14 protein-coding genes are annotated in these 13,953 nt (G+C 71.5%); 9 read left to right on the top strand and 5 right to left on the bottom strand.

Annotated features, from left to right (window positions below; genetic code table 11):
* Positions 1-216 precede the first annotated feature (216 nt).
* Positions 217-936 carry an ABC transporter ATP-binding protein gene (locus ACTMTI_RS38705; protein WP_441125685.1) on the top strand — a complete coding sequence of 240 codons (720 nt, stop codon included), beginning with the start codon at positions 217-219 and terminating at the stop codon, positions 934-936.
* Complete coding sequence (locus tag ACTMTI_RS38700; RefSeq protein ID WP_441125684.1) at positions 933-1,754, top strand: ABC transporter permease; 822 nt, start codon at positions 933-935, stop codon at positions 1,752-1,754. Before ACTMTI_RS38705 ends, ACTMTI_RS38700 begins: the two co-directional genes overlap by 4 nt.
* Here ACTMTI_RS38700 and ACTMTI_RS38695 read toward each other — a convergent pair.
* The 3 genes from ACTMTI_RS38695 to ACTMTI_RS38685 form a co-directional block, all read right to left on the bottom strand.
* The gene (locus ACTMTI_RS38695) at positions 1,708-2,316 is read right to left on the bottom strand and encodes a TetR family transcriptional regulator (RefSeq protein ID WP_441125683.1); all 609 of its coding nucleotides are present in this window, start codon (positions 2,314-2,316) and stop codon (positions 1,708-1,710) included. The two genes, ACTMTI_RS38700 and ACTMTI_RS38695, sit on opposite strands and share 47 nt — an antisense overlap.
* Positions 2,313-2,825, bottom strand: coding sequence for a hypothetical protein (locus ACTMTI_RS38690; protein ID WP_441125682.1), 513 nt, complete (start codon positions 2,823-2,825; stop codon positions 2,313-2,315). The genes ACTMTI_RS38695 and ACTMTI_RS38690 overlap by 4 nt, the downstream gene beginning before the upstream one ends.
* A 186-nt stretch (positions 2,826-3,011) precedes the next feature.
* Positions 3,012-4,040 (bottom strand): alpha/beta fold hydrolase, encoded by a 1,029-nt coding sequence (locus ACTMTI_RS38685; protein ID WP_441125681.1) that lies wholly within the window; start codon positions 4,038-4,040, stop codon positions 3,012-3,014.
* 559 nt (positions 4,041-4,599) lie between these two features.
* Between ACTMTI_RS38685 and ACTMTI_RS38680 the strand changes: the two genes are divergently transcribed.
* The 6 genes from ACTMTI_RS38680 to ACTMTI_RS38655 all read left to right on the top strand — a co-directional run bounded on the left by ACTMTI_RS38680 (position 4,600) and on the right by ACTMTI_RS38655 (position 10,636).
* The gene (locus tag ACTMTI_RS38680; protein WP_441125680.1) at positions 4,600-5,457 is read left to right on the top strand and encodes a hypothetical protein; all 858 of its coding nucleotides are present in this window, start codon (positions 4,600-4,602) and stop codon (positions 5,455-5,457) included.
* Between the two features lie 289 nt (positions 5,458-5,746).
* Positions 5,747-5,899 carry a hypothetical protein gene (locus tag ACTMTI_RS38675; protein WP_441125679.1) on the top strand — a complete coding sequence of 51 codons (153 nt, stop codon included), beginning with the start codon at positions 5,747-5,749 and terminating at the stop codon, positions 5,897-5,899.
* A gap of 128 nt (positions 5,900-6,027) precedes the next feature.
* Positions 6,028-6,798: a hypothetical protein gene (locus ACTMTI_RS38670; protein ID WP_441125678.1), complete on the top strand. Its 771-nt coding sequence runs from the start codon at positions 6,028-6,030 to the stop codon at positions 6,796-6,798.
* Positions 6,795-7,931: a hypothetical protein gene (locus ACTMTI_RS38665; RefSeq protein ID WP_441125677.1), complete on the top strand. Its 1,137-nt coding sequence runs from the start codon at positions 6,795-6,797 to the stop codon at positions 7,929-7,931. Before ACTMTI_RS38670 ends, ACTMTI_RS38665 begins: the two co-directional genes overlap by 4 nt.
* Positions 7,932-7,934: 3 nt before the next feature.
* Positions 7,935-9,362: a hypothetical protein gene (locus ACTMTI_RS38660; RefSeq protein WP_441125676.1), complete on the top strand. Its 1,428-nt coding sequence runs from the start codon at positions 7,935-7,937 to the stop codon at positions 9,360-9,362.
* Positions 9,353-10,636: an AAA family ATPase gene (locus tag ACTMTI_RS38655; RefSeq protein ID WP_441125675.1), complete on the top strand. Its 1,284-nt coding sequence runs from the start codon at positions 9,353-9,355 to the stop codon at positions 10,634-10,636. Before ACTMTI_RS38660 ends, ACTMTI_RS38655 begins: the two co-directional genes overlap by 10 nt.
* Positions 10,637-10,700: 64 nt before the next feature.
* On the opposite strand, the gene ACTMTI_RS38650 is transcribed toward ACTMTI_RS38655, so the two are convergent.
* Together ACTMTI_RS38650 and ACTMTI_RS38645 are read right to left on the bottom strand one after the other, a co-directional pair.
* Positions 10,701-11,624, bottom strand: a complete 924-nt coding sequence (locus ACTMTI_RS38650) for a GNAT family N-acetyltransferase (protein ID WP_441125674.1) — start codon at positions 11,622-11,624, stop codon at positions 10,701-10,703.
* Positions 11,625-11,724: 100 nt separating this feature from the next.
* Positions 11,725-13,293 (bottom strand): MDR family MFS transporter, encoded by a 1,569-nt coding sequence (locus ACTMTI_RS38645; RefSeq protein WP_441125673.1) that lies wholly within the window; start codon positions 13,291-13,293, stop codon positions 11,725-11,727.
* Between the two features lie 100 nt (positions 13,294-13,393).
* Here ACTMTI_RS38645 and ACTMTI_RS38640 point away from each other — a divergent pair, with 100 nt between their 5' ends.
* Positions 13,394-13,936, top strand: coding sequence for a TetR/AcrR family transcriptional regulator (locus tag ACTMTI_RS38640; RefSeq protein ID WP_441125672.1), 543 nt, complete (start codon positions 13,394-13,396; stop codon positions 13,934-13,936).
* Positions 13,937-13,953: the final 17 nt, after the last annotated feature.

The following is a 13,953-nucleotide window of genomic DNA, read 5'->3' as shown; positions in this document are numbered from 1 at the left end:
ACGAGGCAGCGCTCGTCATGGCACCTTAATCACGAGAACGCCGCGATCGGGACGGCCGATCGGCGAATGGTCGGTTGCTCGCGCCGAACGGTCACCCGCGCGTCACGTGCGTGTTTCGCCCGCCGTCGCCGGCCTCGGTGATCGGGCGGCCATCTGTTGCTGATGCCGCGGAAAACCCGGTTGCCTTTCCTCCCCTCGGGACCGCACGCTTGACCAGTGGCCATCCTGCAGGCGTCCCATCTGCTCAAACGGTTCGGACCGGTCACGGCCGTACGCGATCTGAGCCTCACCGTCGGCGAGGGCGAGGTGGTGGCGCTGCTCGGCCCCAACGGCGCCGGCAAGTCGACCACCCTGCACATGCTGCTCGGCCTGATCACCCCGGACGCGGGCAGCATCAAGCTGTTCGGGCTGGAGCTGGCCCAGCACCGGACCGAGGCGCTCAGCCAGGTCAACTTCGCCGCCAGCTACGTCGACCTGCCCGGCGTGCTGAGAGTGCACGAGGTGCTCGACGCGTTCGCCCGGCTCTACGCCGTACGGCACCCGCGCCGGCGGGTCGCCGAGGTGATCGAGCTGTTCGAGCTGGGCCCCATCAGCAAGCGGCCGGTGATGGCACTGTCCTCCGGGCAGCGCACCCGCGTGCAACTGGCCAAGGCGCTGCTCAACGCGCCCCGGCTGCTGGTGCTCGACGAGCCCACGGCCAACCTCGACCCCGACGCCGGCGACCGCATCCGCGGCCTGTTGTCCAGCCTGGCCAGGGAGAACGGCAGCGCCATGCTCATCACCTCGCACAACATGCGCGAGGTCGAGCGCATGTGCGACCGGATCCACTTCATGTCGGACGGCGTGATCGTGGCGGCCGGCAGCGCCGCGGAGCTGGCCGGGCACTACGGGGCCGAGGACCTCGAAGAGGTGTTCCTGAAGGTGGCGCGCGGATGACGAGCCTGACCCTGCCCCCGCTCAGCCTGGCCGCCCGGCGCATGCGCGTCCTCGGCGTGGTCCGGCGTGACTTCGCGGCGCTGCGGCGCAGCCCGATCCGCATGTTCGAGATCCTGTTCTGGCCGACCATCGAGCTGGTGCTGTGGGGCTTCGTGACGCTGTTCCTGCAGGCGCAGCGGGTGCCGTTCGTGGTGTCGTTCCTGCTCGGCGCGGTGCTGCTGTGGCAGGTGCTGCAGAAGGCCAGCAACGAGATCTCGATCGCGTTCTTGGAGGACATCTGGTCGCGCAACCTGCTCAACGTGCAGGTCAGCCCGCTGTCCAGCGTCGAATACCTGGTCGGGCTGGTGCTGTTCTCGCTGGGCAAGGTGGCGTTCGCGGTCGCCGTCATGGCCGGGCTCGCGCTCGCCCTCTACGGGTTCGGGGTGACGAGCCTGGGCGTGGGGCTGGTGCCGTTCATGGGCGTGCTGCTCGTGCTCGGCTGGTCGCTCGGCCTGGTGGGGATCGCGGCGGTGCTCCGCTTCGGCGAGAACGCCCAGGTGATCGCCTGGTCGCTGGTGTTCGTGGTGCAGCCGCTGGCCGGGATCTTCTACCCGGTGTCGGTGCTGCCGGCGCCGCTGCAGGCCGTGTCGTGGTTCCTGCCCGCCTCGCACGTGTTCGAGGGCATGCGCACGGTCCTGGAGGGCGGCGCGGTGCCGTGGGACCGGCTGGCCTGGGCGGCCGCGCTCAACGTGGGCTATCTGGCGGCGACGCTGGCGCTGTTCGCGTGGGCGCTCACGTACGCCCGGCGGCATGGGAAGCTCTCGCGCTTCGGGGACTGAGCGCGGCCGCGATCACGTCCACCAGGCCCTCCACCACCTGCGTCCGGTCCACCTCGGGGTGCTCCAGCCACCAGTCGCCGGTCGTCTGCACCATGCCGACGAAGGCGTGCCCGAGCACCTGCGCCCGCACCGGATCCGGCACCACGCCCTCAGCGGCCAGCACGGCGCCGAGCTCCTCGCCCAGGCCGCGCACCAGCGAGGTCATGTGGGAGCGGATCCTGCTGTCCTCGGCGCTGGCCCGGTGGAACAGGAACCGGTAGAGGTTGAGGTTGGCCGCGATCAGGTCGAGGTAGGCGGTGATGGTCGCCCTCGCCCGGCCGCGCAGGTCGGCGCCCGCCTCGGCGAACCGGGGCCGCAGCTGGGCGATGACCGTGCGCGCGTGCCGGTCGGCGAGCGCCTGGTAGAGGCCGCTCTTGTCGCCGAAGTGGCGGTAGAGGATGGGCTTGGTGACGCCGGCCGCGGCGGCGATGGCCGCCATGGACACCTCGGGGCCCTCGCTCGAGATGACGCGATCCGCGGCGTCCAGCAACGCCCTGCGCCGATCCGGGTCCCGTCCGCTCACCCGCCCAGGATAGATCGCAACCGGCCCGGCAACAGCGCCGAGATCATCAGCAGTGCGCCGATGAGCGCGTACAGGCCGGTCGTCCCGGCCAGTGTGCCGGGCGGCTCGGCCAGTTCCGCCCACGGCAGGGCGTCCGGCTGCGACCACGGCAGGCCGCCCGCGCCGGACCACGGCAGGGTGGCCGCCACGCCGAGCGCGGCCTCGGCGTCGAGGGCGAACAGGACGCCGGCGGCGGCGAGGGGCAGGCCGCAGGCGAGCGCCGCCGCCGGCCAGACGGCCAGCACGGCGACGATCACCGCCACCGCCGCCAGACAGGCGAGTCCCGCTGGGGCGGGGACGGCCGTGGCGAGGCCCGTACGCAGGGCTTTGGCGCCTGCCTCGGTCAGGTAGTACACGGGGGCGAGGGCGGCCAGGCCGGCGGCGGCTCCCATCAGATGACGAGCCTCGCGGGGCACGTGCCGGCGGGTGTCCTGAGCTGTCGCCTCACGGGGTGTGTGCTGGTTGATCACTGCCTCCCAGGAGGATCGGTGGCCGGACTTCCCGGGTGGAATCGGGGGGTCGTCCGAGACTGCCGGTCGCCCTTGGGTCTCCCCATCCGGTCGCGGCGAGATCCAAGGGACCCCAGCCAATCAGACGGCAGGGGAGGAGGGGCGGAGAACGCGACCGCGCGGATGGGTCGCAAGCCGGCCATCTGGCTACTTCGTGGAGCCGTTGCGGTGGGCGACGGTGGTTTGCAGGATCAGCCGGGCGACCTGCTCGGGTGCGTCATACATCGGGATGTGCCCGCAGCCGGGCAGCTGGACCAGCCGGGCCCCAGGGATCATCGCCGTGACGCGGACGGCCTGGCGGCCGGGCAGCAGCCGGTCGTGTGTGCCCCAGGCGATGGTCACCGGCATGTCGGGAATGGTGCCGGTGAACAGATCCGGCGCCCGTCCGGCTCGCAAGGTGGCCTGGAATGCCACCGATTGGCGCAAGGCGCGCAGGCAGGCCACGAGGGTGTCGGGCTCGCACAATTCGGCACGTCCGTACAGGGTGCCGTTCATGGCCGCCCGTCCGACGGCCGTGGCGGCCATCCGTTCCACTACGGTGTCGGGCAGCCGGGCGAGGTGGCGCGCGGTCGTCAGGACGGCGAAGGCGTAGCGTCGCTCGACGTCGTTCCAGAATCCGGCCGGCGCCAGTGCGGTCACGCTGCGCGCGTGCCCGGCCTGAGCCAGCCGCAGCGCGATCAGGCCGCCGAGCGAATGACCGACCACGTGCGGCAGTCGCAGGCCGAGCGCGGTGAACACCGCACCCAGCGCGGTCACCATGGTCGGCAGGTCGCGCGGCGCGCAGGCGGGCAAGTCCGGAGACTGCCCGAAGCCCGGCAGATCCAGCGCGATCACGTCGCGTCCGGCGGCGAGCAACGGGATCACCCGGTCCCAGGCATGCCGGTCCTGCCCGATGCCGTGCAGCAGGACCACGGGCTCGCCGGTGCCCTGCCGATCGTAGGCCGCGGTGATCGCGGTCAGTCCTTCCGCGTGACCTTCCACGAAGGACGCCGCCTTGGCGGACACGCGATCCCGGTCAGGGTGGCCGGGGTCGCCCGCCACCGGCATGACCGAACCGCCACGCCTGCTCGTCCCTATGCAGAGCTCGGCCGCTGAGCGCATCCCCGTTTGCAGGGCACCGCCCAGCCTGGCTACGGTGTCGAACCCGTTCGCCACCGTCGACGGAATCTTCCACATGGCTTACCGGACCCCCTTGTCACGGTGCGCCTTCTCTACAGGGTACGCATCCCGATGGATGACCTGATTTCCGGGCTTGAGCTGCGCTGACTTCCTTGGGGCCTGGTGCAAAGGAAAGCAGCGAGCGCTTCCTGCCGCTCTCACCTCGCGATGATCGGCTTATTCAGGGTGCGGCGGTCCGCTCTAGAAGCATGCTTCCCGGCTACATCCGTACCCGCGGACCGGACGGGCAACGCGGGATTTGACCGATACAGTCCCGGATCATGGCAATGTCCATGGGTTCGCGCATGCCCGTGGAGGCGCCGTGACCCCCTTGCCGATCTTCTGAAGCGCGACGAATCGGCCTGTTTGCTCTCCGGGGCAGAGTGTGCCCGGCGCGTGGCCTTCTGGACTGTTGGGATACCTGCTCTAGGCCGCAAAATCGGCCACGGATGTGACTTCCGTGCCTGTGCGCGGGGCAGTGTCGAGGCGGGAGCGCCGGTGGTCGCCGCGTGCCGACCGGCTGCGGCATTGTGCCGGCCTCCCGGCCACGAGTGCTGCCGCCGGTTGGGGAACTGCTATGACACGCCGCGTTCGGGACGTGATGACGAGGGATGCCGGGCAGGTCCTGCGCAGGCCGGGCGCCCGGCTCCTGACCGGCCTCGCCGCGGCACTGCAGAGCTCGGCCCGGACATTGCACACGCCAGGGCTGGGCGAGGGTCCCGGTGCCCGCAGCCGGACGCCGGCTGCGATCAAGGCCGACGTCAGCATCACCAGGCGGCAACGCCGGATGCTGATCGACATCTATGAGTCGTTCCAGAAAGAGAACCACGCCAAGGCCGCGCACACCAGGCCGGCACCTGCGGCTGAGCCCGGCGGCGATGCACTGCCTGGACGGTCATGCCATACCAGACAAAAGAAAGAGTGGCCCATGAAGTTCGCCGACGAATTCAAGAGGATCGCCGAGTCCAAGCCGTTCTGCGCCGTGGCGGGCGCCGGCGGCTACGCGGCCGACCAATGGCGCAAGATGCGCTCCCGCGACGTCCCGGCGACGGCCCGCACCCTGCAGGGCAAGACCGCCGAGACCATCACCCGGGACCTGCCCGCCAGGGCCCGCGGTTACGTCGGCGACGCCGTGGACCGGGTCACCAGGGTCTATGACGACCTGGCCGTCCGCGGCCGTGAGATCGTCAGCAGTTTCAGCCGGGAGGCCGCGCACGAGTTCGAGGAGGTTTCCCAGGCGGCGAAGCCCAAGGCCGCCCCCGCCAGGATCCCGGGCCGCAGGCAGGAATCCGTCGTCAAACCGTCTCCGGTCGGAGCTCCTGTGGGCAAGAAGCAGGAGTCGGTGGTGCGGCCATCCCCGGTCGGAGCCCCGGTCAAGAACACTGCCAAGGGATCCACGCGGACCGGCACGACCCGTACGCGCGGCAAGACCTGACCGAACCATTCCACAGGGCTCGCACCCGCCCGGCGACGTGCGGGGCCTTCCTTGACGGCCCTCCGTTCCGGGCCGCGGCCACACCGGGACGGAGGGCCGTCAAGCGCACCCGGCACCGGCCGATGAGCGTGATCACTGGCCTGCCCCCGCTGGTCACCACCACGCCGCGCCAATGGGCGCGTGCGGTCGCGCGTCCCTCGGTAGGCCTTCCGTCAAGTCCTCGCGCGCCTATGCCCTGGACCGCGTGGCCTGGGGCCGCGCCGGGAAGCGGGTGTCCATGGTGGACGATGTGGTTGATCACGATGGGACGGCCGCGGCGGGGCCGACGGTCATCGAGCTGTGGCTGTGGCGCGTCATGCGGCTGTCGGGGATGTGCGCGAGCCTCCCGTCCTCCGTGCCCGATCCGGAGCGCCCTGCGCCGCAGGAGCCGACCCCGACGTGATGTCCGGCCTCCCTGCTCCCCCAGACCACGGCGCGTAGCCGGCTGCGACTGAGCGCCTTTACATCGTAGATTCACGTGATTTGGCCAAAATACTGGAAAATACTGGGACTGTTGATACGCTCGCCGCCATGAGTGACCGGCTGGACGATCTCGAGCGGCGGATCGACGAGCTGCGGGCCGGCGTGCGCAAGGCGATGCGGGCCAGGGACGGCGCCACGGCCCGTGTGCTGCGTGCCGAGCTCCGCACCGCCGAACGCGCCTGGGACGCCCTGGTCAGCGGCGAGCAGCCCAGGGCCAGGCCGGAGCAGCCCCGCCTGGTCACCGTGCGCGAGCAGGTGCACCAGGGGCTGCGGCTGCTGGGCGCGACCGCGCAGCCGCGGCTGGTCGTGGCCGTCAGCGAGGCGTTCTTCGGCGGCACGATCCGCAGCAACCAGCTCACCAGCCTGCGCAGGGACGAGGAGCGCTCGTTCCGGTCCGCGCCGCACGGCCGGCCGTACTACCTGTGCGCGGCGCTGACCGACCGCCTCTCCCCCGCCCGCGGCCTGCTCGCGCTCAGCGCCTGGCCGCTGGATCGGCGCGTGGTCGGCCCGCTCAGCCCGCGCGTCGACTTCCTGACCTGCGCCATCGCGGTGGCGCGGCAGAAGAGCGAGGACGAGCGGGCGGCCCGGTTACTCGTCCGGATGGCCAGGAACATCCCCGGCGCCACCGACCGCACGCTGGGCCCGCCGGACCCCGACCGGGTGATCGAGGCGGCCCGCGCCGAGCTCGCCGTGCACGCGGACCGCGACACGCGTGACCGCGCCGAGCTGGCGCAACGCGCCGCCACGCAGCTGGATGACGTGGCCCGGCTGTTCGGCGCCGCTACGCTGAGCACGATCAAGAAGGAGTACATCAGTTGAGCGGCTTGAAGCGCGAAGGCGACCCCATACACCGGCTCGAGGCGCTGCGGGGCACGACGCCGCCGCGGCCGCACGACGCCCGCGCCATCGCGGCCCTAGCCGCCAACCCCGGCTGCACCCGCCGCGCCCTCATGGACGGCGCCGGCATCGACAAGGATGCCGCGGCGCGGCATCTGGGCTTCCCCGCGCCGTTCGGGCAGTCGCCGTTCGCGATCACGCGCGGCAACGTGTTCGAGGCTCTGGTCAAGGCCGACGGGTGCGCGGAGCTGCTGCGGATGCTGCGCGAGCTGCTCGGCCTGCCGCTCGCCGAGGTGGCCTACCACGACGTGGAGAACGTCGGCGCGCACCTGCGTCACGCCCACACCCGCGCCCTGATCGACCGGGCGGCGAGCGACGCGCAGGACGCGGGCACGCTCTACGACCACCCGCTGCTCACCCTCCAGATCGCCGGCCACACCGCCTACCTGGAGCCCGACGTGGTGGCCTTCCAGCTCGGCGGCCGCTTCCACATCGTGGAGATCAAATCGTTCGCGGTGATCGACGGGCAGGCCGACCCGTCGGCGGTGGCGGCGGCCGCGCGGCAGGCGGCGGTGTACGTGCTGGCGCTGCGCACGCTGCTGGAGGAACTCGGGCACGACCCGCTGAAGGTGTCGCACGACGTGGTCCTGGTCTGCCCGGAGAACTTCGCCAACCGTCCGGTCGCCACGCTGGTCGACGTGCGCAAGCAGCTGGCCGTGCTGCGCCGCCAGCTCACCAGGATGACCTCGCTGGACCGGCTGCTGGCCGGGCTGCCCGACGATCTCACGTTCGACCTGCGCCCGGACGAGGACGGCAGGCCCACCAGGCCCGTCGCCGAGCTGTCCGACGCGCTGCGCAGGACGACGGCGCGCTACGCGCCCGACTGCCTGTCCACGTGCGACCTGTGCTTCTTCTGCCGCGACGAGTCCCGCCAGGAAGGCGCCTCCGACCTGCTCGGCCGGCAGGTACGCGACGAGCTGGGCGGGGTCGCCTCGGTCGCGGAGGCGCTGGGCCTGGCCGACGGGGCCCGCGACCCGGCCGAGGGCCAGGAGGAGATCGCCCGGCTGCTCCGCAACGCCGAACGCCTGCGCAGGGAGTGCCTCGGGGGTGTCTGAGAAGTGAGCCTGCTGACGTCGCTCGCCCGGCTGCGGGCCCTGGACGAGGGCATCGCGCAGCCCATCGCGACCGTGCGGCACTGCCATCTGCCGGCGCGGCCGATGGTGTTCATCCCGCTCAAGCTGTCAGGCGAGGCCGCCGCGCCGCTGGCCGCCATGCTCGGCACCGACCGGGACCGGCCGCGCCTGCTCGTCGTCACCCAGCCGCGCAACCGCGATCTGCGCTTCGCGTGGACGGCCGAGCTGGCCGGGGTGCTGCTGGCGTACATCGAGGGCTTCGTCCACGACACCGAGACCGTGGAGCGGCGCGGCGCCGACCCCTACGAGCGGGTGCTGGACGCGCCGCAGCTCATCGTGCCGAACCCGGCCGGCGTGGCCTTCACCAGGCTGCTCGGGCGCTCGACGCGGTTCCGGCGGGCTGATGGGCCCTATCCGGTGCCGGCGGAGGTGCCGCTGCTGGGGCGGTGGCTGACGTACTTCGGGGAGCGGGCCGCCTACCCCGGCTCGTCGCTGATGCTGACCGCGACCGAGGAGCTGGGCCGGCACTGGGCCAGCGGGCAGAGCTCGCTGGAGGACGCGAACCTGGCGGCGCTGCTCGGCTGGATCACCGAGGGGCCCTCCGACGCCGCCGAGGACCCGCTCATCTGGCCGCCCGCGGGGCCGGCGACCGACCCGGGGTTCGACGCGGAGGTGCTCGCGCCGGCGATCGAGAGCGGGTCGGCCGAGCGCATCACCGAGGCGCTGCGGACCCAGCTGGAGCCCACCTGGCGGCTCATGTGGCAGGCCATCGACCTGCTCTCAGGGCTTGAGGAGGGGGCGAGCGTGGCGCAGCGGTGGGAGCAGGACCGCGGCTCGTTCAGCGGCATGGCCGCGCACATCGCCGAGGGCGCGCCGCCGCAGCCGCGCCGGGACGGCGCGATCACCGCCGCCGCCAAGCTGGCCCGCATGGAACGCGCCCAGGCCGCGTACGACGTGCAGCGCGCCTACGACGACCCGCTGGTCATGGCGGAATACCGGCTCACCGGGGAGGCGTTCGCGGGCGAGGTGCTCGAGACCGTCCCCGGCAACGTCGAGGGCGAGGGCCGCTCCCGCAAGCTCCGCCCGCTGGTGGTGATCAAAACCGACGACCCGGTACGCCTCCCGCCCGGCACGTCGCTCGGCACCCCGCAGCGCCGCGCCCAGGGCGCCGAGCTGGTGTCCGCCCACGACGGGCTCATCACCATCAAGATCACCAAGGGCATGGGCCGGGGCAAGACGGCCGCGCCCGGCGCCGTGCCCGAGGTCGGCGAGCAGGTCTGCTACACCTCGCTCACCGACGACTTCCAGGGCTCGCCCAACCTGCCCGACGCCGAGTCCACGCCGTGGACGCACGGCGGGCCGCCCCAGGACTACGTGCCCGACGACGAGGACGCCCAGGAGGAATGGTCGTGACCGACAGCCCGGAGCAGGTCATCGCGAACGTGCTGGCCGACCTGCCCCGGCACCGGGGCGTCATCGTCGACTCGCCGCCGGGGGCGGGCAAGTCCACCCTCGTCGTCCGCGCGGCCGCGCACATCGCCGCCACCGGCGAGCCGCTGATGATCGTCGCCCAGACCAACGAGCAGGTCGACGACCTGGTGACCCGGATCTCCGACAAGCACCCGCGCCTGACCGTGGGGCGGCTGTCGGCCGGCGGGTACGTGCCGCCGCTGCGCCTGCTGGAGCTGCCCGGCGTCCGGTTCGGCACCAGGATCCAGGATCTCGGCGATCCGGACATCGTGCTGGCGACGGCGGACAAGTGGGCGTGGATCGGCGATCGGGTGTGGCCGTGGGCGATCGTGGACGAGGCGTACCAGATGCGCTCGGACAAGCTGCTGCGGATCGCGGGGCTGTTCGAGCGGGCACTGTTCGTGGGCGATCCCGGGCAGCTCGACCCGTTCTCGATCGTGGACGGCGACCGCTGGTCGGGACTGTCGTGGGATCCGTTGCAAAGCGCGGTGTCGGTGCTGCTGCGGCACAACCCGGACCTGCCCGTGCACCGGCTGCCGGTGTCGTGGCGGCTCCCGGCGTCGGCCGCGCCCGTGGTGTCGCAGGCGTTCTACCCGTTCACCGGGTTCCGCTCGGGCACCGGCCCCGGGGACCGGCGGCTGGAGCTGGTCACGGGCGGCATGGGCACCGTGCACGACCGGGCGCTGGAGGAGGCGGCCCGGTCGGGGTGGGCGCTGCTCGAACTGCCGAACCGGCATACCGTACGCACCGACGGCGAGGCCGTCCAGGCGGTCGCGCTGCTGGCCGAGCGGCTGCTGCAGCGGGGGGCGGTGGCGAGCTCGGAGCAGGGCGAGCGGCCGGTGACGGCGGACCGGATCGCAGTCGGCGCGGCGCACCGGGACCAGGTGGCCGCCATCCGGGCGGCCGGCCTGCCGCCGGAGATCACCGTGGACACCGCGAACCGGCTGCAGGGGCGGGAGTACGACGTCACGATCGTGCTGCACCCGCTGTCGGGACGCCGCGACGCCACGGCCTTCCACCTGGAGTCGGGGCGGCTGTGCGTGCTGGCCTCACGGCATCGGCACGCGTGCGTGGTGGTGGCCAGGGCGGGCATCGCCGAGCTGCTGGACGCCCATCCGTCGGCGGAGCCGGTGCAGCTGGGCGTGCCGGTGAAGTTCCCGGACGGGTGGGAGGCCAACCAGGCGGTCCTGGAGCACTTGTCCCGGCACCGCGTGTAGCCCGCCCCAGTCGCCTGCCGGGCGCACGCACGGCCGGACGCGGGCACAGCGGGACCGGCCGGCGTCAGAGGCGGCGGCGCCAGATGTCGAAGACCATGACCGGGCGCATCCCGGCCGACTCGTACAGTCCGAGCGCCGGGGTCGTGTTGTTGGAGTCCACGTGCAGGATCGTGCCCTTGCGGCCGCGCGCGGCGTCGGCGGCGAAGGCGTGCCGCAGCAGGAAGCGCCCGAGCCCCCGCCCTCTGAACTCCGCGAGCACGGCCAGCGTGGCCACGTAACCGCAGTCCTCGTCGCTCACGAACTGGTTGTTGCCGATCAGCACCGCCGCCGGCCGCCCGTCGAACCGGGCGAGGGTGAGCTGGCTCCAGTCGGTGACGCTCATCGCCTGCCGCCGCTCGTACCACTGGTCGTAGTCGAGCTTGACGAAGCCGAAGTGCTGCGCGAACCCCTCCTGCTGCACCCGGTGGGCCTCGCGCCGCACCTCCTCGCTCTCGCCCGTGTGCAGCGTGAGCCCCGCCGGGACGGCGGGCGGCTCCACCGGATGGTCGAAGTCGATGCGCATGCGGTGGAAGCTGGTCGCGGCCTCGAAGCCGTGGATCTTGGCCAGGGCCTGCTTGCCGTGGTCGGCGCGGTAGACGCCGATGTCGGCGGTGACGCCGTCGTGGCCGCGCTCGGCGGCCAGCTCGCGGGCGCGCTCGAGCACGACGGGCCACAGCTCTTCGGCGAGCCCCTCGACGCGGGTGATCACCTCGACGTCCACGAGGTCGCTGTCGCCGTTGGCGTACGCCCACGCCCAGGCGATGAGGCGGCCGTCCGCGTCGTGCACCAGCCAGCCGTCCCTGTCGCGGTCGAAGCCGGGCTCGACGAGCTGGTCGGCGAGGTCGTCCAGGGTCATGTCCGGCGCGCCGATCACCGAGGTGTCATAGGCGGCGACGAGCGCGTGGATGGCGGCGGCGTCTTCCACCCGCGGCCGGCTGATGCGATGCATGCGAGGAATTGTGCACGCATCAGCCGTTCTGCGCCTCATATTTTCCGGTGCCGCCGCTCCGGCCGGTGGGACAGCCCACCGGCCGCTTGGCAGGCGCCGGTCAGCCTGCCGCCTTGACCGCGTCCTGCTTGGCCGCGTCACTCGGCTCCGATCCGCGCAGCGGGATCTCCTTGATGAACGCCGCCAGCACCGGCACCACGATCGCGAAGGCGATCGCCCACCAGAAGACGCCGGAGATCGAGCTCGCCAGCGCCTCCAGCAGGCCGGTCCGCTGCGCCGGGGGCATCTGGGCGAGGGCCGCGGGATCCATCTGGCCGCCGCCCGTGGCGATCCGCTCCCCCGCCTGCGTGCCGAACCTCGCGGTCAGCTCCGACAGGAGGTGGTTGTTGAAGATCGCGCCGAACAGCGACACGCCGAACGAGCCGCCGATCGACCTGAAGAACGTGCTCGCGCTGCTGGCGACGCCCAGATCCTTCTGCTCGACGCTGTTCTGGGCGATCAGCATGGTGGTCTGCATGAGGAAGCCCATGCCGAGGCCCAGCACCGCGATGTAGACGCCGGTGAGCCAGGCGGGCGTGGTGACGCCCATCGTGGACAGCAGCCACATGCCCGCCGCCATGCCGACGCCGCCGATCACCGGGTAGATCTTGTACTTGCCGGTGCTGGTGATGGCCTTGCCGACGAACAGCGACACGCCCATGGCGGCGCCCATCATGGGCAGGAGCAGCAGGCCGGAGTTGGTGGCCGAGGCGCCCTGGACCGTCTGCTGGAACAGCGGCAGGAAGTTGATCGCGCCGAACATGGCGAAGCCGAGCAGGAAGCCGATGGCCGAGATCAGCGTGAAGTTGCGGATCCGGAACAGCTGCAGCGGCATGATCGGCTCGACGGCCTTGCGCTCGACCAGGATGAACGCCACCAGCGTGACCACGGCCACCGCGGCCAGGCCGAGGATCTGCCAGGAGTCCCACGTGTATTCGTTGCCGCCCCAGGTCGTGATGAGCACCATCGCGGTGATGCTGATCGACAGCAGGATCGCGCCCGCCCAGTCGATGCGGACCTTGTTGTGCAGCTTCGGCAGGTGCAGGTTCATCATGATGAGGACCAGCGCGACCGCGCCGACCGGCAGGTTCACGTAGAAGGCCCAGCGCCAGTCGAGGTGGTCGGTGATGAAGCCGCCGACCAGCGGGCCGGCGATCATCGCCAGCGACATGACGCCGGCCATGATGCCCTGGTACTGGCCGCGCTCGCGGGGCGGCACCAGGTCGCCGATGATCGCCATGACGTTCACCATCAGGCCGCCCGCGCCGAGCCCCTGTATCGCGCGGAACGCGATCAGCTCGACCATGCCGCCGTCCGGCCCGCCGAGCAGCGACGAGCCGGCCATGCCGCACAGCGCGGAGCCGATCATGAAGATGACGATCGAGACGAGGAAGATGTTCTTGCGACCGTACAGGTCGCCGATCTTGCCCCAGATGGGAGTCGAGACGGTCGTGCCCAGCACGTACGCCGTCACGACCCAGGACAGATGCGACAGACCGCCGAGCTCGCCCACGATCCGCGGCATCGCCGTGCCCACGATCATGTTGTCCAGCATCGCCAGGACCATCGCCAGCATGAGCCCGGGCAGGACGACCATGACTTCCCGGCGCCGCCCGACTGCCTCCGCCACTACAACCCCCCGCAATTCGGATCTTGCTTACTTGCCGCCCGGCAAGCATAGAATAAGCTAGATACTTACTTACCGGCCGTCAAGTCGAAATAGGTGCAAAGTGCGGGAAGACACGCGGACTCGGATCCAGGAGGTCGCGCTGAGGCTCTTCACCGAGCAGGGGTACGAGGCGACCTCCCTGCGCGAGATCGCCGAGGAGCTCGGGGTGACGAAGGCCGCTCTTTACTACCACTTCAAGACGAAGGACGACATAGTGTCGAGTCTCGTCGAGCTTCGCCTCGCCGAGGTCGAGAAGCTGCTCGCCTGGGCCAAGCGCCAGCCCAAGACGCCGGAGATGCGGCGCGAACTGCTGCAGCGCTTCGCCGACCAGCTCACGCAGCCCCGCTATCTCGAGGTCGCCAGGTTCCTGGAGCGCAACCAGACGGCGATGCGCGACCATCCGCGGCTGACCAAGATGCGCGAGACGGTGATCGCGCTCACGGCCGAGATGAGCGGGCCCGAGGCCACGCCCGTGGAGCGGGTCAGCCGCTCGGTGGCGCTGTTCGCGCTGCACGCGGGCAGGTGGCTGAAGCTGGACGATCTCAGCGAGGACGAGGTCGGCAAGGCGTCCATGGAGGTGGCCATGCGGCTGCTGGAGCCATAGCCTTTCCGGACTTTTAC

It is taken from the genome of Nonomuraea sp. H19 (genome assembly GCF_052068215.1).
GTDB lineage: Bacteria > Actinomycetota > Actinomycetes > Streptosporangiales > Streptosporangiaceae > Nonomuraea.
Note: the sequence above shows the minus strand (reverse complement) of the source record. Positions and strands in the feature narration are given on the sequence as shown.